The organism is Gilliamella sp. B2889 (assembly GCF_026536885.1).
Lineage (GTDB): Bacteria > Pseudomonadota > Gammaproteobacteria > Enterobacterales > Orbaceae > Gilliamella > Gilliamella apicola_E.
The window spans coordinates 61,305-85,709 of the sequence record NZ_JAFNNF010000004.1; the positions used below are offsets into that span (position 1 = coordinate 61,305).

The window sequence follows — 24,405 nt, forward strand, 5'->3', positions numbered from 1 at the left end:
TTTAAGCTACCTTTTTTATAATTATTAAATGATAACCATCTAATATAATCACAACATATTATTTTATTTGCGATTGTTTAAAGATAGTTAAAACCTCACCAAGTTGAGAATTTTGTTCTTGACTAATTTCACGCCCAGCGTGATGCCCGACATTTTCTTGTGCCAGCACCGCAAATGCAATAAACCAATCAAATATAGCAAACTGAGAATAATTTTTAGTCTTATCATCAAGCACTGGAAGTGGATGAGATAATTGACTTGAAAATTGGCTCAATGGTGAAGAAAATATAGGTTTACCTTGATTAACACGGCTTGTCGGTATTTCATTTGCTTGCCCTTGAATAAACCCAAGCCAAGCAATAAAGTCGGTCAAAAAGAGATGAATAGAGCTAATTTGTCGAGACTCAAGATCATCACGTTTACTTCCCATATTTTCGATATCTAAAATTTTCTGCGTTAAACTTGCTTCAAGTTTTAAACGGTTAGCGGCAGTTATTAATTCTTCAACAATAAAAGAGAGTGATTTTTGCTCAAGTCCAAAAAATTGTAATATATGTTTATCTAATACAATATTTCTTAAATGCTCCAACCATGCAGTAAATACGTTTTTCGCAAATTTTGATTCAGTAGGTAAACTAGCAACAGCTTTAGGTTTTAGAGGAGAGCTAGAATCGGGGAACAGCTCAAATTCAGTATTTAAACCAAAATCGTTTGAAGAATTATCTAATATATCATCACTACCTGTACTGCTAACTTCATTATTTATATGGCTTGAATGATAAAGGGCTCGAATAGTTTGATCTGGCAATTCTAAAACTTTAAGTAGTTCGCCTAATAATAACGCTTTACCTTGTAGTTCTTTTACTACACCACTAATGATTTGTTTTTTCTTACCAAGTTCTTCATCACTGCCGGCTTGATACCAAGTATCAAAACGCATATTGATGATATAATCTATTTTCTCATTGAGTTGCTCAACAATTCGTTGTTGTTTAACTTCAGTAATCGCGACTTGTTCTAAATATTGGCTAATCCGACCAATTCCACCATCATTTAGCTTCAACATCGCATCCCAAGCTTGGTCTGGATCGCTTACATACTCTTTAATATCTGGATTTTCAACAAATGTCTTTTTCAAAACTGACATTTCTTGTTGATAATTATCATTATAAGATAATTCAAGATTTGCCTTGGCGTCGACATTTAAAAACGGTACATCAAATCCAGGTTTACGAACCAAAAATACATTATTAAATTTACCATTATTTGACCAATTGGATAACCAATCATAGCTACCAAAACGTTCTAAAATAGTTTGTTGTAATAAGCCACCTTTACCCCAAGTATTACTTAGATTATCTTCTGATTGATGTAATGATGCTCCAATTCTTTTATCAAACATGGTAATAGCCCATAGTAAGCCAGCTTTTTTAGTAGCCCTTTTCTCAGCGGTTTCACCTTGCGTTTTATCAATCCAACGTTCTAATACTGGACCAACATCATTAACATCTGACTGTTTATCTGATGGAGTACAAACAACCAAAACATTCATTTCTTGGCTATCAGTATATTTCTCAAATAGATAAGCAACTTTACCACGCAATAAAAGTTGAGCAATTGGATTACCTTCTTTAACATCAGAGATAGAAATTAAATTTAATCGACCTCGATATCCAGGAAAATCCAGTAAATCGACCTTCTCAAAAGTTGGTACTCGAGTTTGATTTACTAAGGGGAAGATTAATTCTGCGGTTAAAAAAGCTAATTGAGCTAATGATATCGAAGTTGGTATTCCATTAAGTGGTGTAACGGATACAGATGAATCTTTCTCCGTATTTAACCTTTCAAGCATATCAACATTCATTATGCTATCAATCTGTGACTTTTTACCATCATGCTCCTTCACCAATACTGAAAGAGGTGCATAAATAGTATTAGCATGGTTTAAACTTGACAAGGTCGTAGCTAACTGCACATAAATTGCAGTGAGTTCACTTATGCCTCCCCACAACACAGAGAATAAAGCACCTCGGTCTACAGTCGAAAGATAAGGTAGTAAAGACACAGCTTTCTCCCAATACCCCCCTTTTAAACCTTCAAGTGAATTACCAAAGTTTTCAGATAAATAATCATAGAGATCAACAATATCATCTTCAGTTATACCACCCGTATAATCAGATTGTTTTTTATTTTCAGATTGTTGAATAAGTTGATTTAACTCTGAAAATTCAATCTTATTCACAACTTTCTGTTGATCAAAATCTTTAAAATATGCATTAATTAAAATTTTAACAATTTCGATTTCTTGAAAAAGTTTAAGCTCTAGCGGATAGTTGGCAATGCCACCTTTAGCGGTACGACTAAATCGTGTAACAAGTCCAGTTGCCTCTTTACCTCCGCCAACAGGATTGACATGATCAATAAAATCTAAAATTTCATTATCGACAACGGTTTCAAGCTTACCATTCTCACCCGCAGCTAACGCTGAAATGAGATAAGATTTACCTGCTTGCGACAATCCAAAAAAGCCCACTGCAACAGACTTGGTTGACACATCACCCAATCGTTTTGCGCTATTACGCAAACGACGTAGATCTAGAATTAAATTATCAGCCTCATTGTTCAAACGCTTTGATGAATCTCGGGTTTGACTCACCCACTCTATTGCCTGTTCTGATGCTTGATAAACCTGTTCCCAAGATTTAGGGAGTTGTTCATTTAAATTTTTCATCGTTTTATCATTCCACTATCAAGCCAATATTGTGTGCTAATTAAACCTGAATTTACCATTGTGTTTAAATTAAGTTTGATATCCTTGGTTTTATTACAAGCACGTCCATCTGAAGCTTTGACATCTTTAATATAAAAATTCTCAACAGTTTTTTGTCGATTTTTAATGCCTAAAGTTACCTCTAAAACCACACCCTCAGCACTCAACCGTTTAGCAACATCACTATTTTCAATAGTCAAAATATAAATTGGTGATGCAGGCCAACGATCGATTTCAAGCTGTTTAAAACCAAGCCTTGTTGTGCCTCTAATTTCGAAAGAATGGTCAGGAAAATCATAATCAGGATCATCTAAATCAATATCTTGATAATAAATATTTTCTTTCTTTATCATGTTTAGATTATCTAACAAACCAATGTATTTGACTGTTGAATATAAATCCATATTCGATGATCTAAAATAGAAATTCGGTAATCTTAAGTTTTTACTTAGAAAACATAACATAGCGCCAACAGCAGCCGTTGTTTTTGGATCATCAATACGTTCTTGTTTATGGAATGGATACCATCCACCTGTATAATAACCATGTAATGGTAATATACGTCCTACTGGCATTGATAATCGTGAACGGAAATAACTTTGTACACCAGGCAGCCGCGAAGGACGACCTGTTAATAACAATACATCACATTGATAACAACTAATAATCTCTGATAACGCATCAAACGTTTTACAAATATTGTAATAATCACCACGAATAAATAAGTGATGAATACGTTTAAGGTCAATTTCCACATTTAAATCAAGCACAGAAAATTCAGGATTATTTAATGCTCGACTAATCGGTTCATTAATAAAATTCAGAACATGATCGGTCATCGCATTATTTTGCAGTAATTCACTAAATGTCATGTTATAAACATGCTGCTCAGCATGTAATGGATCATAAAGCTCATAAAGCTTTAATACATGCAAGCCTACTGGCGTAAACAGTTGTAAAGTTAATTGTTGGCGCAGTACTGCATCTTGTATTGATACCTGCTGAGAACCAATAATAGTAGATAAAATCGGATTAGGATCTGCAAGCCCAGCTTGTTTTAGGCCATTGTTTAGCGAAGATAAAACGGTATCTTGAATAATATCAAGTAAAATATCATCACCAGCGACTTTAAATCCATCACGAAAACGTTGTGTCGGAACAATGTAAGCATTACTGCCACTAAGCTGTTTATTAGCACCATAGTCAAGTTCATAATCATTTATAACTAAATCAGTTGTGCCACCACCAATATCAACGGTCGCAATCGTTAATTTTTGTTTATTGGTTTTATCTGGTCTGACCATTGAAGCTATAAACTCTTCTGATCGACCATTATAATTGTTTTGAGTTTCATTAAAGAGATAGACCACTTGGCCACAGGTCGCTTCATCCCACTGAATGTAAATTTCAGGGATGTTTGGCCATATACTTTTTAATTGTTCAGGATCACTAAAATCTATATCATCGTCAGAACTATCCCAACCTAAACTTTTCCATACCAAACCGATAGCTTGATAAACACAGCTTTTAAAGATAGCTTGTTCTGGTTTTGGCATCGCTGGGGGGATAGTAAGAATAATTGAACGTAAATTACGAGGCGTTCTAGCGTGTTCAAGCTTATTACGCTGAGCAACACTATTTATTTGCATTAAAGCATGCATTAATACTTCACATAGCATAAATGTCATTAGTGAGCTACGTGAATATTTTGGATGAAACACTGGCATTTTACGATCAAATTCTTCCTCAATTTCATTACTGAGGACATGCAGTGCTTCACCATATTCATTAATTAAGCTAGAGAACGGCTCTGCCGTTGCAAAGGGTTCATGATCGCTCTTCACATAATGAGAATTGAATCGCCAACCTTGCTCATACTTCTCCTGATCCCACAAATAACGTTTTGGACTTGAAAGCCCCGTTGCACCTTCGTTCCCTTCACGACGACTAGCTAAACGACTGGCTTCTTTTCCAACTCGTACAATACTAGGCCAGCGGAAAGTATCACGTCGTCCACTTTGTAAAGAAAAGTGCTCTTTACCAAAAAAGGTTTGTGCAAATTCTACTCGGCTCTCAAACGGTTCATTATAGATATGTTCAGGTTGAGTTAAATCCCGAATTTCAAGCTCATAGCGACGATTTAAGCTATCTTTATCTTGAACGTGATCTTCAATTAGTATTCCACATGTTCTAGAATTACCAACATCTAAAATCATATCAACAGGAATTGATTTAACCACATCATCTCGATTATTTGAGACAATTTTGATTTTTGGTAACTGTAATGAATCAGCAAGCAAATTAAGAATATTTAAATAATGACCATAGTAAGCTTTATTATTTATTTCTAACTCAATATCATCTTTATGAATTTTTAGTCGCTCTGGTTGGGGCGCTAACTCTTGAAATAGATCAATTAACCAACTGGTGATCCACTTTTGCTCTAAGTACCAAGCAACTTGATCTGAACGATGAGCTAAACTAAAAACAGCTCCTGTTTTGACATCATTTTCAGTCGGCGCTAAATAAGCAACGTCCTGCATATTGCTGAAAATTTTTGTATCGAAGGCGAATGTAATGCGGTGTGTATTGCCATCAGCATCTTCACCTTCTGGAATACTAACAATTCGAACTCGACTCCAGTTATGCGGGCCTTTATCAAAACGCTCTGGTGGCATTGATCTTAAAACTGGCACAGGCAACCAAATGCCATCAAACAGTTTTAATGATTGGTCAACACTTATCTCTTGAGTTGGCGTAACAGCAAAAGAGAGATTATCCGGCGCAAAAAATTTACCACTATCGATATCTTCAATTAATCTAACTAGTGCTCCGCTTTCTGATGGATCAATAAAACAGCCATTAACTTTACTTCGCCATTTATTATCTTTCCAATCTATTTTTAATGCAAAATCAAGAAACTGAATTCCACTATTCATGATAAGTGTGACTTCTTGACCATAATTGCGTATTTCTGGAAGCATATACAAACCTATTGTTTTTTCATCATAATTGGGAATGAAGTCCCGTTATCATAAACTCCCTGACAATCAGCTTGATTATTTTTGCCAGGTTTACACTGAATATTTGGTAATTTATATTTAGTATTATCACTACAAGTAGCTTCGGTATTACCCACAATATTTAAATTCGCGTTTTGAATACCACTACCGACCTTACCAACACATTTGACGCCATCACTACGAGTAAGCGTCACTTCACCATTGCCTTGATTAAAATTATAACTTAATTGTAATGGTTTACCGGTTGCTTTATCTTGAATACCGGCTCCAACTGACCATTGGCCATTTAAAAAGTTTGTTGACCCTTGCTTTAATGCATCAGTAGGTAAAGCTAAATTTTGGGATTGATTAGCATTGGTATCAGGTGAATTACCTTGATTAGAAGTGTTAGCTTCAGAATTATTAACGACATCTGGTGGTGTCGTTTGAGCATTTTTATCGTCATTATTCTGACCATTTTGATCCACGTTTTTATCATCAGGCGAATTAGGATTATTCGGGGTATTATTATCTTCACTCCCTTTATTTCCTTGATCACCTTGATCACCGTTATTTCCTTTATCATCAGGATTATTTGCATCAGGAGGCGTAGGTTGAAGTGGATCTGTAACACCATTTGCAATATTTTCTACTGTTTCGTTTGGAGCAGCAGGCGGTACGGCTGAATTATCAACAGCAGCAGAATCGGTAGAAACAACATTCACTGCATTAGGATCTACAGCAACAGTCCGATTTGATACGACACCATTAACCACACCAACAGGCCTGTTATCTATGATAACTTCTTTAGGTTTTCCCTCAGGATCCTGTTTATTATCCTCTGGTTTTTTGAGTTCTTCTGGTTTTTCTTCTTTCTTTTCATTGTTAACAACAGAAGAATTAACTTTATTATCTATCGAGACATTTGGATCTAAAGTTATACTTGGTTTTAACCAATAACCATTTAACCACAGCAACGCTAACAATAGTAATAAAAGGAGTAATAATCCCAATAACCAAACCCACCAACGCTTCCACCAAGGCTTTTTAACAACAACAGGTATTTTTTGAGAAGGTGCGGGTGCTGTACTTCTAAAGGCCTCTAAACAATAAAATGGCGAGGTCGCTTGTGGTGTTTGCGGATTAACAAAGCCCCAAAAAGTAATAACGGGTTTGCCATTAACAATATAAACAAACTGATTGCTAGGAAAGCGTATCGCCATCAAATTAGGTTCAAGGCTATCTGCGCTTTGTTTAGGATCATAGATAAGCCGACTAAAAAGTAGTTGGTCACCTTCTAAATTGGGGTTTCTAGATAATTTTTGACCTAATTCGATAACTTTGTTTTCAAAATCTTTAAGCAAAACTAGAGCAGATTCTTTTTCTGATTCACTAGCCGATGTCCAAGGAACAATATCATATTCCCCATCAGGTGAGTCTGAATCGAAAGGGATATACCAATCAACAATATTACCCTGATCATTACGTTGTGGGATAGCTAAACAATCTGAGTATTGACGCCCTAATTTGACTCGGAACATTTCGCGAATTTGAGAAGCAACAAGATAAGCCGCTTTCCCATCATGCCCGAGCATCTTGAAATCTTTTATATCACCACTTCGGAGTAATGTGTTTGCCATATATTTCCTGATATTCCTTTAAATTACTTATATTTTTTGTAATTATTATTTAATTAAATCAATTCTATCAGAAATAGCAAGTTGTTGTCATTGTTAACCCAAAAGATAATATGATTTTTTTGTCATATTTAATTCTTTATAATGATTTAAGCTATAAATATTCAACTAATTAATGACTAAATTGTTAAATTAGACCTCAAAAACCCCGTTCCTCAACTTTTTTTTGATTTCTGTTTTAAAAATTCTTCATCCGTTAACACTCGTAGTGGTTGCATATCACTTTCTCCTCTTATAACCAAAGAAGGATCAGAACGTAAACACGCACCTCCATAATGACCACCAACGGTGAAAGTACAAACTTGCAAATAACGATCATCAACTTTTGGCAAACACCATAATTCTTGATAAATATTTTCCTGTTTTGCAAATCGTCCAACAGTTTTATCCAACACTTGTTCATGACTACCAACTAACTCAATATCACTACCTCTTCGCCCGGCAATAGGCTTAATTGCGTAGCCTTTTTTGATTAAGTTGTCATTAAGTTCAAATGTAGATTCAAGCAAATAACGATGATTCGGAAATAGAGACCATAATACAGGTAAAATAGCTTTATTACTTGGGATTACAGTCCATAAAGGCTCAAAAACAGATACCTCAGGCCGCAGCAATACATCAATTAATCTAACCGCATTTTCAGGATGCCATGTTCGAATCGGCAATCCTGCTACTTGTGCTTCACTTTCTTGGCGTAATTGTTCAAGTACAGTTTCCCATGCCCACGTTTTCCAGACACAGGTAACTTGACGATCTTCATCATCAACTAAGCGTCCGCGTTTATCCCATCTTAACCCGGTTAGTCCTCGTAAAATTTTACTTTTAAATCCAGCTTGAGTCAGGGCCTTTTGCATAAATAGTGCATGATAATTTTCCTCATTGTCATTATCTTGCATAATGTGTACAAATGCTTTTGCGTCGCTATGCTTCCAACAACTAGCTAAAGCATTGAGTAATCCTGCACTCGGGTTTACCCCAACATTTAATTCGGCTTGGATTGCCCAATTTTCCAATATTTTTCCAGCTTCGGTATGACATGATGCAGAATCAGCATTGTATTCATAAACTTTAAAGCCTCTCTCATCCATACAAAAATCTAATCGACCAGTGATCATTTGATAACGCCGTTGCTGCCAAGATAACCGAAGTCTAGGCCAAAGAATTTCAGGAATATTGAAATTGCATAATAAATTGTCATCTTTTAATACTTTATCTGTAGCATGTAAATACATTAAATGAAGTTCATTTGTGGCACGAATAAGTTCCTGTTCTGCACTTTCAGAAATAGTGAAATAGCGATATTGATCATCATGACTAATAGCATGGCCAGTTGCTGACACATAAGCGCTTTCTAACGGATCGTTTTCGTTTAGCCATTTGCCATCAAATTGACCATGATTTTCAATGTGTACGCTGTGGATATCGAGTAAGTGCTTATTAACTTCAGGTTGTGGTAGGCTGTAAAGTGTATTATCTGTTTGAATCATCCAACCTAAAATTTTGGTATCATCAAAAGTATCATGCAAATAAAAGCCATCATCAGATACGGTCATCTCCAACTCACGCGTCCATTGCTGACCAATAGGAAGTCGGGTATGGATAACATTTTGTTCCGCAATTCGAATTTTATTATCAAAAACTTCAGTAACAATAGCAACATGGCCTGTTCTATCAAATATACCGCCATCATCCCATATTAATAATGCTCCTGCTTCTGGCATTTTTTTACTGCCGTTAGCAAATGCTTGTAATGGTAAAATAGCTTCATTGATAACCTGGCGAAGAAACCTTAACGAGAAAATTTCATGTGCCATGCCAACATCAGTAAAAACAATACCATAATTTAAAAATAAAAATCTTCTAGCAAATTCAACACATTGCCACTTGTACCCCATATACTCATGACCAGAATAGCTTCGAAATGAAGCATCATTAGGAAATTGTTCAGGATCTAATGTTTCATAATCAGATGAATAAATTGCGACACCACCTGGTGCATAACCAAGTAATGTACCAAAAGGTTCTTTATTAGCAGATTGGGATGACATGTTATTTTGGCCTTTTAGAATAATAGTAAGGTAGGTTTTACTAAGCTATGTTAGAATTTGCTTATCATAGATCAAATTATAAGCTTTAAAAAGTGATGTTTATGGCTTGAAGAATAATAAATTGACTATATATATTAGCAAAAGTTAGTAGTTACATTGATAAAACGAGAAAAAGACTATTATGCAACAAACAAAATTAAATGAATTATTAGATTTCCCTTGTTCTTTCACTTATAAAGTAATGGGTGAAGCAAAACCTGAATTAGTTGATAAAGTGGTGTCAGTTATTCAGCGCCATGCGCCTGGAGATTATACACCGTCGATTAAACCAAGTAGTAAAGGTAATTATCATTCTGTTTCAATTACGATTAATGCAACACATATTGATCAGGTGGAAAGTTTATACAAAGAATTAGGTGAAATAGATATAGTGAGAATGGTTTTATAATTCTTTACTTTTTGGTAATTTTTTGCACAAAATAAGAGTCTTATAGTTGTAAATATGAGGCTCTTATATGAAACCAGAAACAATTGTTTTGCACGCAGGCTATACTCCTGAACCAACCACTCACTCCGTCGCTGTTCCCATATATCAAACGACATCTTATGCTTTTGATGACACACAACATGGTGCCGATTTATTCGATTTAAAAGTCGCGGGGAACATTTATACTCGAATAACAAATCCAACAAATGCAGTACTTGAAGCACGTGTTGCTGCTCTTGAAGGTGGTATAGGCGCTCTTGCGGTAGCATCTGGTATGGCTGCTATTACTTACGCAATACAAGCCATCACATTTGCTGGAGAAAATATTGTTTCAGTGTCTAAACTTTATGGTGGCACATATAATTTACTTGCTCATACATTGCCTAATTTTGGTATTACAACTAAATTTGCACCACACAATAACCTAAAAGCTATCGAAAACCAAATTGATGACAAAACTAAAGCCATATACTGTGAAAGTATAGGTAATCCGGCTGGTAACCTTGTTGATTTGACTGCACTTGCTGATATTGCCCATCGGCATGGTATACCATTAATTGTTGATAATACAGTTGCCAGCCCTGCCCTTTGCCGACCATTTGAATTTGGCGCTGATATAGTTGTACATTCATTAACTAAATATATCGGTGGGCATGGCAATAGTTTAGGTGGAATGATAGTTGATTCTGGTAAATTTCGTTGGAAAGATCATGCCGATAAGTATCCTATGTTAAACCAACCAGACCCTTCTTATCATGGCGTTTCTTATACTGAAAGCTTTGGTGATGCAGCTTATATTGCACGTTGTCGAGTAATACCTCTTAGAAATATGGGAGCAGCTTTATCGCCATTTAATACGTTCTTATTATTGCAAGGCCTTGAAACACTCTCTTTACGTATTGAACGTCACTGCCAAAATACACTTAAAGTTGCTAAGTATTTGGCTTCACATCCTCAAGTTGAGTGGGTCAATTATGCAGGGCTTATTGATCATCCTGAACATCATTTAGCCGTAAAACAAATGGATAATGGATTACCTGCCGGGATTTTGTCTTTTGGCATTAAAGGAGGAAAGCAAGCTGGTGCAAAATTTATTGATGCCTTAAAATTGATTATTCGTTTAGTCAATATTGGCGATACGCGTTCATTAGCTTGTCACCCAGCATCAACTACGCATAGGCAACTCAATGATGAAGAATTGCAAAAAGCTGGTGTAAGCCAAGAAATGATACGTTTATCAATTGGTATCGAACATATCGATGATATTATTGAAGATTTAGAGCAAGCACTTAACTCAGCTAAATAATAAATTTGATAATATGAGGGATGAGTATCATCCCTCTTTTTAAAAATTAACCTAAAATTTTAGTTAATTCATTAGTCACAGCTGAAACAGCTTGTGTTCCATCAATGCGGTAATATTTAGTTCGACCTTCTTTCGCTTCATGTTGATAATAGTTAACTAAAGGTTTAGTTAAATCATGATATTCAACAAGACGTTTACGAACAATCTCTTCATTATCATCTTTACGGATAGTCAATGGTTCACCCGTTATGTCATCAATATTTTCCACTTTCGGCGGATTATGACGAATATGATATACACGTCCTGAACCAGCATGAATACGGCGACCACTCATACGATCAATAATAACTTCATCAGGTACATCAAATTCAAGCACATAATCTACATTAATTCCGGCTTCTTTCATTGCATCCGCTTGTGGAACTGTGCGAGGAAAACCATCTAATAAAAAGCCTTTTTCACAGTCGCTTTGTGCAATACGCTCTTTAACTAAAGCAATAACTAACTCATCAGTAACAAGCTTACCATTATCCATAAGCTCTTTTGCTTGTAGACCTAGCGGGCTACCTGCTTTTACCGCTGCACGCAACATATCACCCGTTGAAATTTGGGGAATGCCATATTTTTGCATAATAAATTGAGCTTGAGTTCCTTTTCCTGCCCCTGGTGCGCCTAACAAAATAATTCGCATAAAATAACCTCTTATGGCTTTAAATATAAATTTCTATTCTGGTAAATAATGAAATATCACTTTACTGCTGGAGATTAAACCATCAGTGTGACAAATGTAGTTTATAGCACCACAACCTTTAACTATTTGAGCACTTTGCTGACAAATTGGACAGATATACTGTTCTAGATAATGTTGCTTGCAATGAGGACAGTCATAATGTTGTGGCGACACTATGTCCATTTTATTATGGCATTTCGGACAAATACATTCTTGCCCCTCATCAATACTCTTTTTTGTTGTCATAAGTTATTTACGCCCCCGTACATGTTTCATTAAACGACGACGTTTACGTTGTTGGGAAGCCGTCAAACTATTTTTTCGGCCTTCAAATGGATTTGCGCCTTCTTTAAATTGAATTCGTATTGGTGATCCCATAATTTTTAATGAGCGTCTAAAATAATTCATTAAATAGCGTTTATAAGAATCAGGTAAATCTTCAACCTGATTACCATGAATAACAACAATTGGTGGGTTGTATCCACCTGCATGAGCATATTTTAATTTTACTCGACGCCCTCTCACTAATGGTGGCTGATGGTCATCTTGCGCCATTTGCATGATTTTGGTTAATAATGCAGTATTAACACGACGAGTCGCACAATCATATGCTTCTTGGATCGAGTCAAATAAGTTCCCTACACCACTGCCATGAAGTGCAGATATAAAATGTAAACGAGCAAAATCGATAAAATCAAGCCGATCATCTAACGTCGTTTTTACTTGCTCTTTGATATCTTGTGATAAACCATCCCACTTATTGACTGCAATAACAAGTGAGCGCCCACTATTAATGATGAAACCAAGCAAGGACAAATCTTGATCAGATATGCCTTCTCGGGCATCTATTACTAAAATAACAACATTAGCATCTTCTATCGCTTGCAGGGTTTTAATAACAGAGAATTTTTCAACGGTTTCTGTTACTTTACCTCGTTTACGAACTCCCGCTGTATCTATCAAGATATATTCACGATCATCACGCGTCATGGGGATATAAATACTATCGCGTGTTGTGCCGGGCATATCATAAACGACAACCCTCTCCTCACCTAAAATTCGATTAGTTAGTGTTGACTTACCTACATTTGGTCTTCCAACAATAGCAACTTTGATTGGCTGGTTGATGAGTGAGTCAGCTTCATCTTCAATGTCATCATAAGATTCAGGAAGCTCTTCATCTTCTGAATCATTTGATATGATTTCATGCTGATCATCTTCAAAATGGAAAATAGGATCGAGTACAGTTTCAATTAAAACATTTACACCACGACCATGACTTGCTGCAATCGGATGAATGTCCCCTAATCCTAAACTATAAAAATCAGATATTGCGCTATCTGCATCAATACCATCAATTTTATTAGCAACTAAAAATGTTGCTTTTTCACGAGCGCGAAGATGCTTAGCAATTGCATGATCAGCAGGCATAGCTCCAGCTCTTGCATCAACTAAAAAAAGGACAATGTCTGCTTCTTCAATTGCTTGTAGGGATTGTTCCGCCATAAAGCTTTCAACCCCATCTTCGGTGCCATCAATACCACCAGTATCAATGACTATATATTCATGCCCTTTGATTTCTGCTCGTCCGTATTTACGGTCACGAGTTAATCCCGGAAAATCAGCTACTAAGGCGTCTCGAGTTCGAGTTAATCGATTGAATAAAGTCGACTTTCCTACATTCGGACGACCAACTAGTGCGACAACAGGTACCATATTTTTTCTCTAATTACCTTAATTTTTTGTGAATGCGTAAATATCACCATTTTTAGCTTGGACAATAACTTTATTGTCGACAACTAATGGTTTCGAAATCAATCCACTACTACTAACTTGTGTTTTAGCAACGACTTCACCGTTATCTTTACTTAACCAATATAGATAACCTTCAAAATCACCAAGAACAATATAGTTTTCATATAAAACAGGATCGGTTAATTGACGATGTAACAAATCAGCTTGAGTCCATAGTACTGTACCACCATTTTTGCTGACCGCTTGTACATTATCATCTTGATCTACAACAAATAAATGTTGACTATCAACTGCAAAACTATGCGTAGACCCCATCTCTTTACGCCATACAATCTGACCATTACTTAAGTCAAGTGCTACAACATTACCATTGTACCCAATTGCATAAGCTAAATTACCTTCGATAACAGGGGTTGAATCAACATCATTCAATTTTGCAATTTCAGTTGATCCACTAGGTTGTGAAATACGTTGTTGCCAAATCAGTTGTCCATCGTTTAAGTAGTAAGCATTTACATGACCAGTATCATCACCAAGTATTGCTGCACCATGTGCAATTGTTGGGGTAGAATTACCTCTTAATGAAAGAGGTGGAACTTCAAGCATAACATCCCATACATCCTCGCCGGTATTACGATTCAAAGCTTGTAAATTACCACTTGCGGTATAAACAATGAGTTTATCTTCTGAAGAAATAGGACGAGCAAGTACTTCGCCTTTTACTGGTTTTTCCCAAATAACATTACCATCATTACGATCTAAAGCATATACAACAGCACGTTCACTACCAACATATACATATTTATCATCAGCACTTACACCGCCAGAAAATAGCGCTGTTTTGCTGCTAAATAATGTACTTTTTGATAAATTTTTATCCCATATTGTATGACCATTTAATAGATCAATAGCTTTAACTTGTCCGCTTCGGCTAGCAGCATAAATAGCATTATCATAATTAATAGGACCTAATAATGAATAAATATGTGTATTGCCTGATGTACTATTTCGCCATACTTCTTTTATTGAAAATTGGTTACTTACTTTCGGCGAAGGTGATACTTGTACTATCTCTTCTTCTCCACCAAACAATGAACATCCAGCAAGTGAAAACATAAAAACACTAATAGAAAGACATTTTGTTAACTTCATTGTATAAACCCTTATATCAGGATAAATTAATTTTTATTTTCTTGCGCTGCATTTACGTTAGCTTCTGCTTCTTGCTTTGCTTTATCTTTGGCGGCTTGAGCTTCTTGTTCAGCTTGTTGCTTATCTTTAAGATATTGAGCCTGATTTAACTTCATTTTGATATTTTTATCTAACTGTTCTGTAGGCAATGAAGCTTTAGAATAATTTTCCCCTGATTGATCAACTGGAGCAGGAGCTAATGCAACATTATAAGCCGCAACAGCTTCAGCATAATTATTCAATTTCATATAGGCATCACCACGAATATCATTAACTACAGGTACCCAACTTTTTTCAGTTACCTTATTTAAGGTCGCTAAAACATCCTGATAACGTTCAAGTTGATATTGTATTTTTGCAATACGAATATAACTGATTGATTTAATAACTTCTGAATCAGTTTTATTTAATGAATCAGTGAGTAACTTTTCAGCTTTTGGATAATCTTTCAATTCTTCAACGTAAAATTTAGCTGCTTTTAAATTAGCAAAAACACTATAAATAGTATTATCACTCTCAGCGAAAGAGACTAATTCATTTACTGAATCTGGATTATTTTTGTCTAAATTAGCTATTAATTGTTCATACCGTTCGGAAGATTCAATCGTTTTTTCTAATTTGTAAGATTGCCAGTAACGCCAGCCATAAAAAGCTAGTAATCCAATTACTATAACTGCAACAATGATTTTCCACGTTTTAGCAAGAAATTCTTTTATCTCTGAAACTTGTTCTTCGCCAGATAATTGATAACTCACGTTTTTCTCCTATTTTCCTTAACTTACAATATTGCCAAACACGTTTGAACAATCTCTTTTTGTGCAACTTCAACTTGTTCGCCTGTTTGTAAATTTTTAATTGTTACTGTTTGATTGGCAATTTCATTTTCGCCAATGATTACAGCTATTTTAGCACCTAATTTGTCAGCTTTGGCAAATTGTTTCTTAAAATTACTACTACCGTAATTTGTAACAATTCTTCTATCAGGTAAACCATCACGTAATGTTTCCGCCGTTCTTTGTGCAGCAGATATTGTTTGCTCATCACCAGAAGATATCATATAAATATCAATCGAGTTGTCACGATTTAAAGAAGGGTTAACCGCTTGTACAAGCAATACTAAACGCTCAACTCCCATGGCAAAACCAACAGCAGGGGTTGGTTGTCCACCAAGCTGACTAACAAGCCCATCATAGCGTCCTCCACCACACACGGTACCTTGAGCACCTAAACTGGTAGTAACCCATTCAAAAACAGTTCGATTATAATAATCTAAACCACGAACTAATCTTTGATTAATATTATATTTTATTCCTGCGTTGTCCAATAAATGACATAACCCATCAAAATGATTTTTAGATTCTTCATCTAAATAATCAAATAATTTTGGCGCCTGATTAAGCAATTCTTGTACAACAGGATTTTTTGAATCTAACACACGTAATGGATTAGTATACATTCTACGTAAACAGTCTTCATCTAATTTATCTTTATGTTGTTCTAAGAAGCTAACTAACGCGTTACGGTAATTGGATCTAGCTTCAACTGAGCCAATTGAATTGAGTTCAAGTGTAGTATGCTTTTCAATACCAAGAGCTTTCCAAAAACGAGCGGTTAATAATATAAGCTCTGCATCAATATTCGGTCCTTCAAGGCCAAATACTTCAACACCAAATTGGTGGAATTGGCGATAACGCCCTTTTTGAGGTTTTTCATAACGAAATGCAGGCCCTAAATACCATAAGCGCTGCTCTTGATTATAAAACAGACCATGTTCAATTCCTGCACGAACACAACCTGCTGTAATTTCTGGGCGTAGAGTGAGACTTTCATCATTACGGTCGTTGAAAGTATACATCTCTTTTTCAACGATATCTGTCACTTCACCAACTGCTCGTTTAAATAATCCAGTATCTTCAACAATTGGGGTTCTAATTTCATTATAACCGTAACTATTTAGCACACCTTTGACAATTTTTTCAATTTGTTGCCATGTTGCACTATCACTCGGGAGTAAATCATTCATTCCCCGTATTGATTGGATTTTTTTTTCAGTCATATATTTATTCGCTATCTAATAAGATTATAGTTCAGTGGTTGCTATTCTATTTTTCAAAATTAAGGCTTTAGCCCGTATTTTAGCTTCCAACTCATCTATCATTTTTTCATTATCTATACGCCCTATGCGCACACCATCTTCATAAAAACCGCTTTTATTGTGCCCACCAGCAACACCCATTGTGGAAGCTAATGCTTCACCTGGACCATTAACAACACAGCCAATAATAGAGACATCCATCGGTGTTATAATATCTTCAAGTCGTTGCTCTAGCGTATTAACGGTACTTATTACATCAAATTCTTGTCTTGAACAAGTTGGACAAGCAATGAAATTAATCCCTCTAGATCGGATACGTAAAGATTTCAAAATATCAAATCCAACTTTGACTTCTTCCGTCGGATCGGCAGCAAGTGAAACTCTTAATGTATCGCCAATACCTTCAGATAGCAATAAACCAAGCCCAATTGCTGATTTTACAGCACCTGTACGAATGCCTCCGGCTTCAGTTATTCCTAAATGTAAAGGCTGCTTAATTTGTTTTGCCAATAATCGATACGAATCAACTGCGGTAAAAACATCTGACGCCTTAACACTTACCTTAAATTGATCAAAATCAAGCCTATCAAGAATATCTACATGGCGCATCGCAGACTCAACTATCGCTTCTGGTGTTGGTTCACCATACTTTTCTTGGATATCTTTTTCTAGCGAACCTGAATTAACACCAATACGTATTGGAATATTTTTATCTTTAGCACAATCAACTACTGAACGAATTCTCGATTCATTACCAATATTACCAGGATTAATCCTTAAACAATTAACACCATATTCAGCAACTTTTAAAGCTATTCGATAATCAAAGTGAATATCGGCAATCAAGGGAACTTTTACTTGTTGCTTAATAAATTTAAATGCTTCAGCAGCATCCATCGTTGGAATAGAAACGCGCACAATATCAACACCAACACGCTCAAGCGTTTGGATTTGAGCTACTGTTTTCTCTACATCTGTTGTTCGTGTATTGGTCATGGATTGGACAGCAATCGGAGCTCCGCCTCCAATTGGCACATCACCGACATAAATTCGGGTAGATTCTCTCCTAACAATTGGTGATTCTTGATGACTCATAAGATGCCTAATCACATTACAAAATAACTAGGTCGCGATCTTAACAAGATTTGGGGCAAATGTCTGTATGTGAATTCGAAAATTTGCTAACTGTTAACGCGATCAGAGGCACCAGGAGAAATATAATGGCTAACTTCAACATAATTATTTTTGTTTTGACAGGTAGCGTAATATAATCCAACACCTAATAACAAAATAAAAATGGATAAAGCAATGAAGATAATCTTTTTACTATGATTTTTTTTATTATCTATTGATTCAAGTTTGAAAGGTTTTTTTACTGAATATTGCTTTGCTAATGCCTCAAGATAAGGTTGATATTCTTCACTAGGTAAACCAACAATTTTTGCATAGTTTTGAATATAGCTTTTAACAAGAACATAAGGGGCATGAACTAACTGATTATTTTCTATTTCTGAAATAACTTGAGTTCTAACATGAAGTTGAGCAGAGATATCTTTTTGGGTTAAGCCCATGTTATCCCTTAAATCGGAAAGAATCTTACCCAAAGTAATATTGTTTTCCATCATTCTCTCTTATTTCGCCTTCCATCAATTAACGTATTTTTAACTTATTTTTGCATAAGTTTATATATTTTTACATACTTTAAAAATTAATCAATTTTTTTTGCATTAAACCATTGTTTCGGTGTTTCAATTTCATTTTGTGCAGCGACTAATTGCAATTCATATTCATTTTGTTTTAATGTTTCAAGCATAACAGCATAAACTGCAGAGGTAGTATGTTCGAAAGCTTCAACCATTGATTTACCAAGCATTATATTTGCTAAAAATAGCCCGCTAGTCACATCGCCAACACCTACTGGTTGCTTAACACCAAAATCGACTAACGGGCGCTCAATATGCCAAGCTTCATCCATAGTTACAAGCAACATTTCAAAACGATCTTTTTGATAACCAGCGCGACTTAAATGTTTAACTAACACCACTTTAGGCCCTTTTTGACAAATTGAACGACAGGCTAAAATTGCTTCATTAACATTACTGATTGGTTGTTTACCATTAAGTTCCTCTAGCTCTAAGATATTTGGAGCCATCATATCTGCAATAGGCAAAGCGATATTACATAAAAATTCGGATACACCTGGTGCAACAAAACAACCTTTTTCAGGATGTCCCATTACTGGATCACAAAGATAAATTGCTTCAGGATTTACTGCCTTTACTTTCTTAACTATGTCGATGATTGCATTACCTTGCTCTGGAGATCCCATATACCCACTTAATACAGCATTACATCGTTCTAATTCCCCAATAGCATTAATTCCTTCAGCAATATCAACCAAATGAGATGCTGACATTACCGATCCAGTCCATTGACGATACTGGGTATGATTTGAAAATTGAACCGTATTTAGAGGCCAAACATTCACACCCAAACGACGCATTGGAAATACAGCAGCACTATTACCTGCATGACCAAATACAACATGAGACTGAATCGATAAAATATTTTTCATGAAATCATCTCCAAATGAGTAAGCAATAGTATTTTTTACCTCGGCGCAATAATGTATAACGATTAAAGAGTTTATCACTACTAGAAAAACGATAATCTGTTGTGGAGTTACGTTCACCATTAACAGAAATAGCATTTGATTCAATCATTGTTCTTGCCTGGCCTCTTGAAGGTGCAAAATCTGCATTAACGATTGCTTGTTGCAAATCTAGCTCTTCTTCAACAGCCAATGTAGGCATACCATCTTGAGCTAACTGCTCAAAATCAGCTTCAGATAAGTCAGTTAACTTACCAGAAAATAAACTTTCAGTGATACGTTTCGCTGCGGCTAAGCCATCTTCGCCATGAACTAAACGAGTAACTTGCTCAGCAAGTACATATTGAGCTCTAGGGGCTAAGCCACTATTCTTATCCTCTTCTTCCAATGCATCAATTTCTTCCAATGACATGAATGTAAAGAATTTAAGGAAACGATAAACATCGGCATCAGCAGTATTAATCCAAAATTGATAAAATTTATACGGGCTGGTTTTTTTAGGATCTAACCATACTGCACCGCTTTCAGTTTTACCAAATTTGGTTCCGTCCGATTTAGTAATTAATGGTACGGTTAAACCATAAACTTGTTTTTGATGTAAACGACGAGTTAAATCGATACCTGCGGTAATATTACCCCATTGATCAGAACCACCTATCTGTAACACGACATTATGTGCTTGGTTTAGGCTTGCAAAATCATAAGATTGTAACAAGCTATAAGAAAACTCAGTAAATGAAATACCTGACTCATCGCGGTCAATACGTTGCTTAACAGATTCTTTATTAATCATTGAATTGACGGAAAAATATTTACCAATGTCCCGTAAAAAAGATAAAACATTCATGCCACCAAACCAATCATAGTTATTGGCTACAATAGCTGCATTATCACCACATTCAAAATCCAAAAACGGCGATACTTGTTGTTTGATTTTCTCACTCCATTCAATAACAGTATTTTCAGTGTTAAGCTTACGTTCAACTGCTTTGAAGCTTGGATCCCCAATTAGTCCTGTTGCACCACCAACTAATGCAATTGGTTTATGACCAGCCAATTGAAAACGTTTTAAACAAAGTAATGGAACTAAATGACCAAGATGCAAACTGTCAGCTGTTGGATCAAAACCACAATATAGCGCAATAGGATTTTTTTCGATTAATTCCATTAGCGCGTTTTCATCAGTAAGTTGAGCAATAAGCCCACGCTCTTGCAGTTGTTTGATCACATTTTTTGTCATGATATTTTACCTATTAACGTTTCTATTCTATTTAATTACATTTATTTATTATGATATCTTTTATACGCTTGTTCAAAATGATCTTCGACTATTTCATTTGGTTTTTTATCTAATAAACTAAAAATAACTATTGCTATTGACGCAAATAAAAAACCTGGAATCAAGGAATACAAATTAAACCAATTGAAATTTATCCAAAGTAAAACGGTAATTGCTCCCGTTATCATTCCTGCTAGTGCGCCATTGCGAGTCATTCGAGCCCAGAAAACCGAAAATACAACAATAGGGCCAAATGCCGCTCCAAATCCTGCCCAAGCATGACTGACTAAATCAAGCACACTGTTATTTGGGTTTATTGCGAGTAAAATAGCAATAACTGAAACTAATAAGACCATAACACGCCCAACCCAAACTAATTCTCGTTGTTTAGCCTTTGGTCTGATAAATGCTCGATAGAAATCTTCAGTTAATGCACTTGAACAAACTAATAATTGGCAACTTAAAGTACTCATTACTGCAGCTAAGATAGCTGCAAGCAAAATACCTGCAATCCACGGATTAAAAAGTAATTTAGATAATTCGATGAAAATACGTTCATGCTTACCATCATCAATTAAATAAGCTAAATTTGGATTATTAGCAAAAAAAGCTATACCAAAGAAACCAACTGTAATAGCACCGGCTAAACACAAAATCATCCATGTCATACTAATTCGACGAGCGTTTTTCATTACATCATGTGAATCAGCAGCCATAAACCTTGCTAAAATATGAGGCTGACCAAAATAACCAAGTCCCCATCCTAATAAAGAGATAATGGCAATAAAATCCATATGTGAAAAGATGTTTGTATAATCGGGATTTAATGATTGAATATTAGCCAATGCATCTGCCCCCCCCCCAGCATTTATCATAACCATGATTGGGGTTAAAATTAATGCAAACATCATTAAACTAGCTTGAATAGTATCTGTCCAGCTGACAGCTAAAAAACCACCGATAAAAGTATAAGCAATGGTTGCTCCTGCACCAGCAAGCATAGCCCAGCCATAACTAAGGCCAAATGTACTTTCAAATAATTTAGCGCCAGCAACTACACCAGAAGCACAATAAATCGTGAAAAAGATTAAAATTATTACTGCCGAAATAATTCTTAGTAATGAGCTGTTATCATCAAATCGACGAGAAAAATAATCAGGTAAAGTTAATGAATTATGATTTATTTCAGTAAAAACTCTTAGCCTACCCGCAATAAGAAGCCAATTTAAATAAGCTCCAATTATTAAACCTATTGCAATCCAACTTTGTGAAATACCAAATAAAAAGACTGCACCCGGCAATCCCATTAATAACCAACCACTCATATCTGAAGCACCAGCAGAAAGTGCAGTCACTACACTACCGATACGTCGCCCACCTAATATATAATCACCAAAATTTCGCGTTGCACGGAATGCAAAAAAACCGATAGCAATCATTCCTAATATGTAAACAGCAAAGGTGACAATCATTGGTAATGACATTTTTATAATAAACCTTGAATGATGAAATTAAAAAATAGTTGGCTAGCTTACCACAAAAAGCCAATGCTAAAAAGCAGGTGATTACTGCAGGTAAATATTAAATAAAAAAGAAAAAACAATTCAAAAGTAAAAATATTTTATTATTTTCCAATAGATAGATTTTTAATAGTCTTAACTTTTATAAAAACTCAATAGATCCTACGGTTAAATCTAAAATAAAAGTATATAATATTAATTAACCATCTTATGTTTATAATATATTGTGAAACAATCAACACGAATACAAATTTTAGAAAGACTAAAAGATCATATTAAAGATCCTACAACCGAATTGGTGTATCAAACACCGTTCGAGCTACTTATTGCCGTTGTGCTTTCAGCCCAAGCTACAGATGTTAGTGTTAATAAAGCTACAAAACCGTTATTTGCGATTGCAAACACTGCAGAGCAAATTTTAGCGTTAGGCGTCGATAAATTAAAAGATTATATTCGCACAATAGGTTTATATAATAGTAAAGCTGAAAACATTATTAAAACTTGTCAGATTTTGGTTGATAAATATCAAGGACAAGTCCCAGAAAACTTTGATTCATTAATTGCGCTACCTGGTGTGGGTAGAAAAACAGCCAACGTTGTGTTAAATACAGCTTTCGGCTGGCCAACTATTGCGGTCGATACACATATATTTAGGGTAAGTAATCGAACTGGTTTTGCTCCAGGTAAAACCGTTGAAGCAGTTGAAGAGAAGTTACTGAAAGTGGTACCAAAGGAGTACAAAATAAATTGTCACCATTGGTTAATATTACATGGTAGATATACGTGTATTGCTAGAAAACCTCGTTGTGGATCTTGTGTTATTGAAGATTTGTGTGAATTTAAAGAAAAAGTTTATCCAGAGTGAGAATCAATGCCGAATAAATTTATATTAGATCATGAAGACATAGACTTGTTTAAAAATAGTATTGGTAAAACCAAACAGCTCAAACAAGATACTGTGATTCATAAACCTCAAAAACGATCTCAAAAGCTAATAGAAAATCAAAAAATTCAACATGAAAAAGTAAATAATGAATTTTACTTTTCTGATGATTACCAACCTCTATTACAAGAAGATCCGATTCGTTATAGTCGTGAAAACTCAGATCCTAATGAATTGAAAAAATTACGACGTGGATTTTATGCACCTGAATTCTTTTTAGATTTACATGGATTAACTCTGCAAGAAGCGAAAAAAGAAATAGCAGCATTAATCGCCGTTTGTTTAAAAGAAAATGCCAATTGCGCTTGCATCATGTATGGGCACGGTAAAAACATATTAAAAAAACAGACACCAATGTGGTTAGCCCAGCATCCTAATATCATTTGTTTTCATCAAGCACCGAAAGAATTTGGCGGCAGTGCAGCATTACTTATTTTATTTGATACCATCAATAACTAAAAAATAAATTTTAAATATATAAGGAATAAAAAAATGAAATTATTAAAAAAAATAAAACATGTTTATTTATTTCTAATACTTGCTATCTTTATAACTGCATGTGGCGGACTTGATGCAATTCCTTCAGAAAAAAGTAACTATATTGGCAAATGGCAAGGTGAATATATGGTGATAACTATCACTAAAGACGCCAAAGTTATTTACAATTATAAAAAAGATGGGGTAACTAAAAGCGTTGAAGGACCGATACAAGAATTTATTGGTGATGATTTTAAAGTAGGAGTTTTAGGTTTAAATTCTTTATTCAAAGTAAGTAAGCCTCCTTATTTTGAGGAGGGTCAATGGAAAATGGTCATTGATGATCAATTAGTTATCAAAACATCGTATTTTTAATCACTTTAAAATAAAAAAGCCAGCATAGTTGCGCTAGGCTGGCAAACATTGGAAGCAATGTGAGCAATGTCATACTTTTTCAGAAGTCTTGCGACGCTCTAATCAAGTACATCTTAATG

The 24,405-nt window shown here is 35.3% G+C and carries 20 protein-coding genes; 5 read left to right on the top strand and 15 right to left on the bottom strand.

Annotation, left to right across the window (positions count from 1 at the left end):
- Positions 1 to 58: 58 nt before the first annotated feature.
- The 4 genes from J3U09_RS07285 to gss form a co-directional block, all read right to left on the bottom strand.
- Positions 59 to 2,731 (bottom strand): putative virulence factor, encoded by a 2,673-nt coding sequence (locus J3U09_RS07285; protein WP_267339108.1) that lies wholly within the window; start codon positions 2,729 to 2,731, stop codon positions 59 to 61.
- Positions 2,728 to 5,754 carry a virulence factor SrfB gene (locus J3U09_RS07290; protein WP_065562899.1) on the bottom strand — a complete coding sequence of 1,009 codons (3,027 nt, stop codon included), beginning with the start codon at positions 5,752 to 5,754 and terminating at the stop codon, positions 2,728 to 2,730. Before J3U09_RS07290 ends, J3U09_RS07285 begins: the two co-directional genes overlap by 4 nt.
- A gap of 8 nt (positions 5,755 to 5,762) precedes the next feature.
- Positions 5,763 to 7,412, bottom strand: a complete 1,650-nt coding sequence (locus J3U09_RS07295) for an SrfA family protein (protein ID WP_267357676.1) — start codon at positions 7,410 to 7,412, stop codon at positions 5,763 to 5,765.
- 212 nt (positions 7,413 to 7,624) lie between these two features.
- Positions 7,625 to 9,517, bottom strand: coding sequence for a bifunctional glutathionylspermidine amidase/synthase (gene gss, locus J3U09_RS07300; RefSeq protein ID WP_220225278.1), 1,893 nt, complete (start codon positions 9,515 to 9,517; stop codon positions 7,625 to 7,627).
- 181 nt (positions 9,518 to 9,698) lie between these two features.
- On the opposite strand from gss, the gene ybeD reads away from it, so the two are divergent.
- Together ybeD and J3U09_RS07310 are read left to right on the top strand one after the other, a co-directional pair.
- A complete protein-coding gene (gene ybeD / locus J3U09_RS07305; RefSeq protein ID WP_034883735.1) occupies positions 9,699 to 9,965 on the top strand; it encodes a DUF493 family protein YbeD in 267 nt (88 codons plus the stop codon).
- A 67-nt stretch (positions 9,966 to 10,032) separates the two neighbouring features.
- Complete coding sequence (locus J3U09_RS07310) at positions 10,033 to 11,310, top strand: bifunctional O-acetylhomoserine aminocarboxypropyltransferase/cysteine synthase (protein WP_267357678.1); 1,278 nt, start codon at positions 10,033 to 10,035, stop codon at positions 11,308 to 11,310.
- Between the two features lie 46 nt (positions 11,311 to 11,356).
- Here the strand turns inward: J3U09_RS07310 and adk are convergent, their stop codons facing one another.
- The 11 genes from adk to putP all read right to left on the bottom strand — a co-directional run bounded on the left by adk (position 11,357) and on the right by putP (position 22,461).
- The gene (gene adk, locus J3U09_RS07315) at positions 11,357 to 12,001 is read right to left on the bottom strand and encodes an adenylate kinase (RefSeq protein WP_267357680.1); all 645 of its coding nucleotides are present in this window, start codon (positions 11,999 to 12,001) and stop codon (positions 11,357 to 11,359) included.
- 33 nt (positions 12,002 to 12,034) lie between these two features.
- A complete protein-coding gene (locus J3U09_RS07320; protein ID WP_267357682.1) occupies positions 12,035 to 12,286 on the bottom strand; it encodes a zinc-ribbon domain-containing protein in 252 nt (83 codons plus the stop codon).
- A 3-nt stretch (positions 12,287 to 12,289) separates the two neighbouring features.
- Entirely contained in the window at positions 12,290 to 13,756 is a 1,467-nt protein-coding gene (der, locus tag J3U09_RS07325) for a ribosome biogenesis GTPase Der (RefSeq protein WP_065734948.1), read from the bottom strand.
- Between the two features lie 18 nt (positions 13,757 to 13,774).
- Complete coding sequence (gene bamB / locus J3U09_RS07330) at positions 13,775 to 14,947, bottom strand: outer membrane protein assembly factor BamB (protein ID WP_267330564.1); 1,173 nt, start codon at positions 14,945 to 14,947, stop codon at positions 13,775 to 13,777.
- Positions 14,948 to 14,973: 26 nt separating this feature from the next.
- Positions 14,974 to 15,741 (bottom strand): YfgM family protein, encoded by a 768-nt coding sequence (locus J3U09_RS07335; protein WP_267357684.1) that lies wholly within the window; start codon positions 15,739 to 15,741, stop codon positions 14,974 to 14,976.
- A gap of 23 nt (positions 15,742 to 15,764) precedes the next feature.
- Positions 15,765 to 17,042: a histidine--tRNA ligase gene (hisS, locus tag J3U09_RS07340; RefSeq protein ID WP_065734951.1), complete on the bottom strand. Its 1,278-nt coding sequence runs from the start codon at positions 17,040 to 17,042 to the stop codon at positions 15,765 to 15,767.
- Positions 17,043 to 17,066: 24 nt separating this feature from the next.
- The gene (ispG, locus tag J3U09_RS07345; RefSeq protein ID WP_065734952.1) at positions 17,067 to 18,176 is read right to left on the bottom strand and encodes a flavodoxin-dependent (E)-4-hydroxy-3-methylbut-2-enyl-diphosphate synthase; all 1,110 of its coding nucleotides are present in this window, start codon (positions 18,174 to 18,176) and stop codon (positions 17,067 to 17,069) included.
- An 86-nt stretch (positions 18,177 to 18,262) separates the two neighbouring features.
- Entirely contained in the window at positions 18,263 to 18,706 is a 444-nt protein-coding gene (locus tag J3U09_RS07350; protein WP_267357686.1) for a helix-turn-helix domain-containing protein, read from the bottom strand.
- Between the two features lie 83 nt (positions 18,707 to 18,789).
- The gene (gene pdxY, locus J3U09_RS07355) at positions 18,790 to 19,656 is read right to left on the bottom strand and encodes a pyridoxal kinase PdxY (RefSeq protein WP_267357688.1); all 867 of its coding nucleotides are present in this window, start codon (positions 19,654 to 19,656) and stop codon (positions 18,790 to 18,792) included.
- A 4-nt stretch (positions 19,657 to 19,660) separates the two neighbouring features.
- Positions 19,661 to 20,932 (bottom strand): tyrosine--tRNA ligase, encoded by a 1,272-nt coding sequence (gene tyrS, locus J3U09_RS07360; RefSeq protein ID WP_267357690.1) that lies wholly within the window; start codon positions 20,930 to 20,932, stop codon positions 19,661 to 19,663.
- A gap of 41 nt (positions 20,933 to 20,973) precedes the next feature.
- Positions 20,974 to 22,461 carry a sodium/proline symporter PutP gene (gene putP / locus J3U09_RS07365; protein WP_416380052.1) on the bottom strand — a complete coding sequence of 496 codons (1,488 nt, stop codon included), beginning with the start codon at positions 22,459 to 22,461 and terminating at the stop codon, positions 20,974 to 20,976.
- A 256-nt stretch (positions 22,462 to 22,717) separates the two neighbouring features.
- Here putP and nth point away from each other — a divergent pair, with 256 nt between their 5' ends.
- Genes nth through J3U09_RS07380 form a run of 3 tightly spaced genes read left to right on the top strand, consistent with a single transcriptional unit; the run spans position 22,718 to position 24,286 of the window.
- On the top strand, positions 22,718 to 23,356 hold the full coding sequence (gene nth / locus J3U09_RS07370; protein ID WP_065562913.1) for an endonuclease III: 639 nt from the start codon (positions 22,718 to 22,720) through the stop codon (positions 23,354 to 23,356).
- A gap of 6 nt (positions 23,357 to 23,362) precedes the next feature.
- Positions 23,363 to 23,893, top strand: a complete 531-nt coding sequence (gene smrB, locus J3U09_RS07375; RefSeq protein ID WP_267357694.1) for an endonuclease SmrB — start codon at positions 23,363 to 23,365, stop codon at positions 23,891 to 23,893.
- A 33-nt stretch (positions 23,894 to 23,926) separates the two neighbouring features.
- On the top strand, positions 23,927 to 24,286 hold the full coding sequence (locus J3U09_RS07380) for a hypothetical protein (RefSeq protein WP_267357696.1): 360 nt from the start codon (positions 23,927 to 23,929) through the stop codon (positions 24,284 to 24,286).
- Positions 24,287 to 24,405: the final 119 nt, after the last annotated feature.

Excerpts from the sequence above, each read along its gene's own strand:
- J3U09_RS07285 (WP_267339108.1), bottom strand. The coding sequence starts at position 2,731 with ATGAAAAATTTAAATGAACAACTCCCTAAATCTTGGGAACAGGTTTAT.
- J3U09_RS07290 (WP_065562899.1), bottom strand. The coding sequence starts at position 5,754 with ATGCTTCCAGAAATACGCAATTATGGTCAAGAAGTCACACTTATCATG.
- J3U09_RS07295 (WP_267357676.1), bottom strand. The coding sequence starts at position 7,412 with ATGGCAAACACATTACTCCGAAGTGGTGATATAAAAGATTTCAAGATG.
- gss (WP_220225278.1), bottom strand. The coding sequence starts at position 9,517 with ATGTCATCCCAATCTGCTAATAAAGAACCTTTTGGTACATTACTTGGT.
- ybeD (WP_034883735.1), top strand. The coding sequence starts at position 9,699 with ATGCAACAAACAAAATTAAATGAATTATTAGATTTCCCTTGTTCTTTC.
- J3U09_RS07310 (WP_267357678.1), top strand. The coding sequence starts at position 10,033 with ATGAAACCAGAAACAATTGTTTTGCACGCAGGCTATACTCCTGAACCA.
- adk (WP_267357680.1), bottom strand. The coding sequence starts at position 12,001 with ATGCGAATTATTTTGTTAGGCGCACCAGGGGCAGGAAAAGGAACTCAA.
- J3U09_RS07320 (WP_267357682.1), bottom strand. The coding sequence starts at position 12,286 with ATGACAACAAAAAAGAGTATTGATGAGGGGCAAGAATGTATTTGTCCG.
- der (WP_065734948.1), bottom strand. The coding sequence starts at position 13,756 with ATGGTACCTGTTGTCGCACTAGTTGGTCGTCCGAATGTAGGAAAGTCG.
- bamB (WP_267330564.1), bottom strand. The coding sequence starts at position 14,947 with ATGAAGTTAACAAAATGTCTTTCTATTAGTGTTTTTATGTTTTCACTT.
- hisS (WP_065734951.1), bottom strand. The coding sequence starts at position 17,042 with ATGACTGAAAAAAAAATCCAATCAATACGGGGAATGAATGATTTACTC.
- ispG (WP_065734952.1), bottom strand. The coding sequence starts at position 18,176 with ATGAGTCATCAAGAATCACCAATTGTTAGGAGAGAATCTACCCGAATT.
- J3U09_RS07350 (WP_267357686.1), bottom strand. The coding sequence starts at position 18,706 with ATGATGGAAAACAATATTACTTTGGGTAAGATTCTTTCCGATTTAAGG.
- pdxY (WP_267357688.1), bottom strand. The coding sequence starts at position 19,656 with ATGAAAAATATTTTATCGATTCAGTCTCATGTTGTATTTGGTCATGCA.
- tyrS (WP_267357690.1), bottom strand. The coding sequence starts at position 20,932 with ATGACAAAAAATGTGATCAAACAACTGCAAGAGCGTGGGCTTATTGCT.
- smrB (WP_267357694.1), top strand. The coding sequence starts at position 23,363 with ATGCCGAATAAATTTATATTAGATCATGAAGACATAGACTTGTTTAAA.
- J3U09_RS07380 (WP_267357696.1), top strand. The coding sequence starts at position 23,927 with ATGAAATTATTAAAAAAAATAAAACATGTTTATTTATTTCTAATACTT.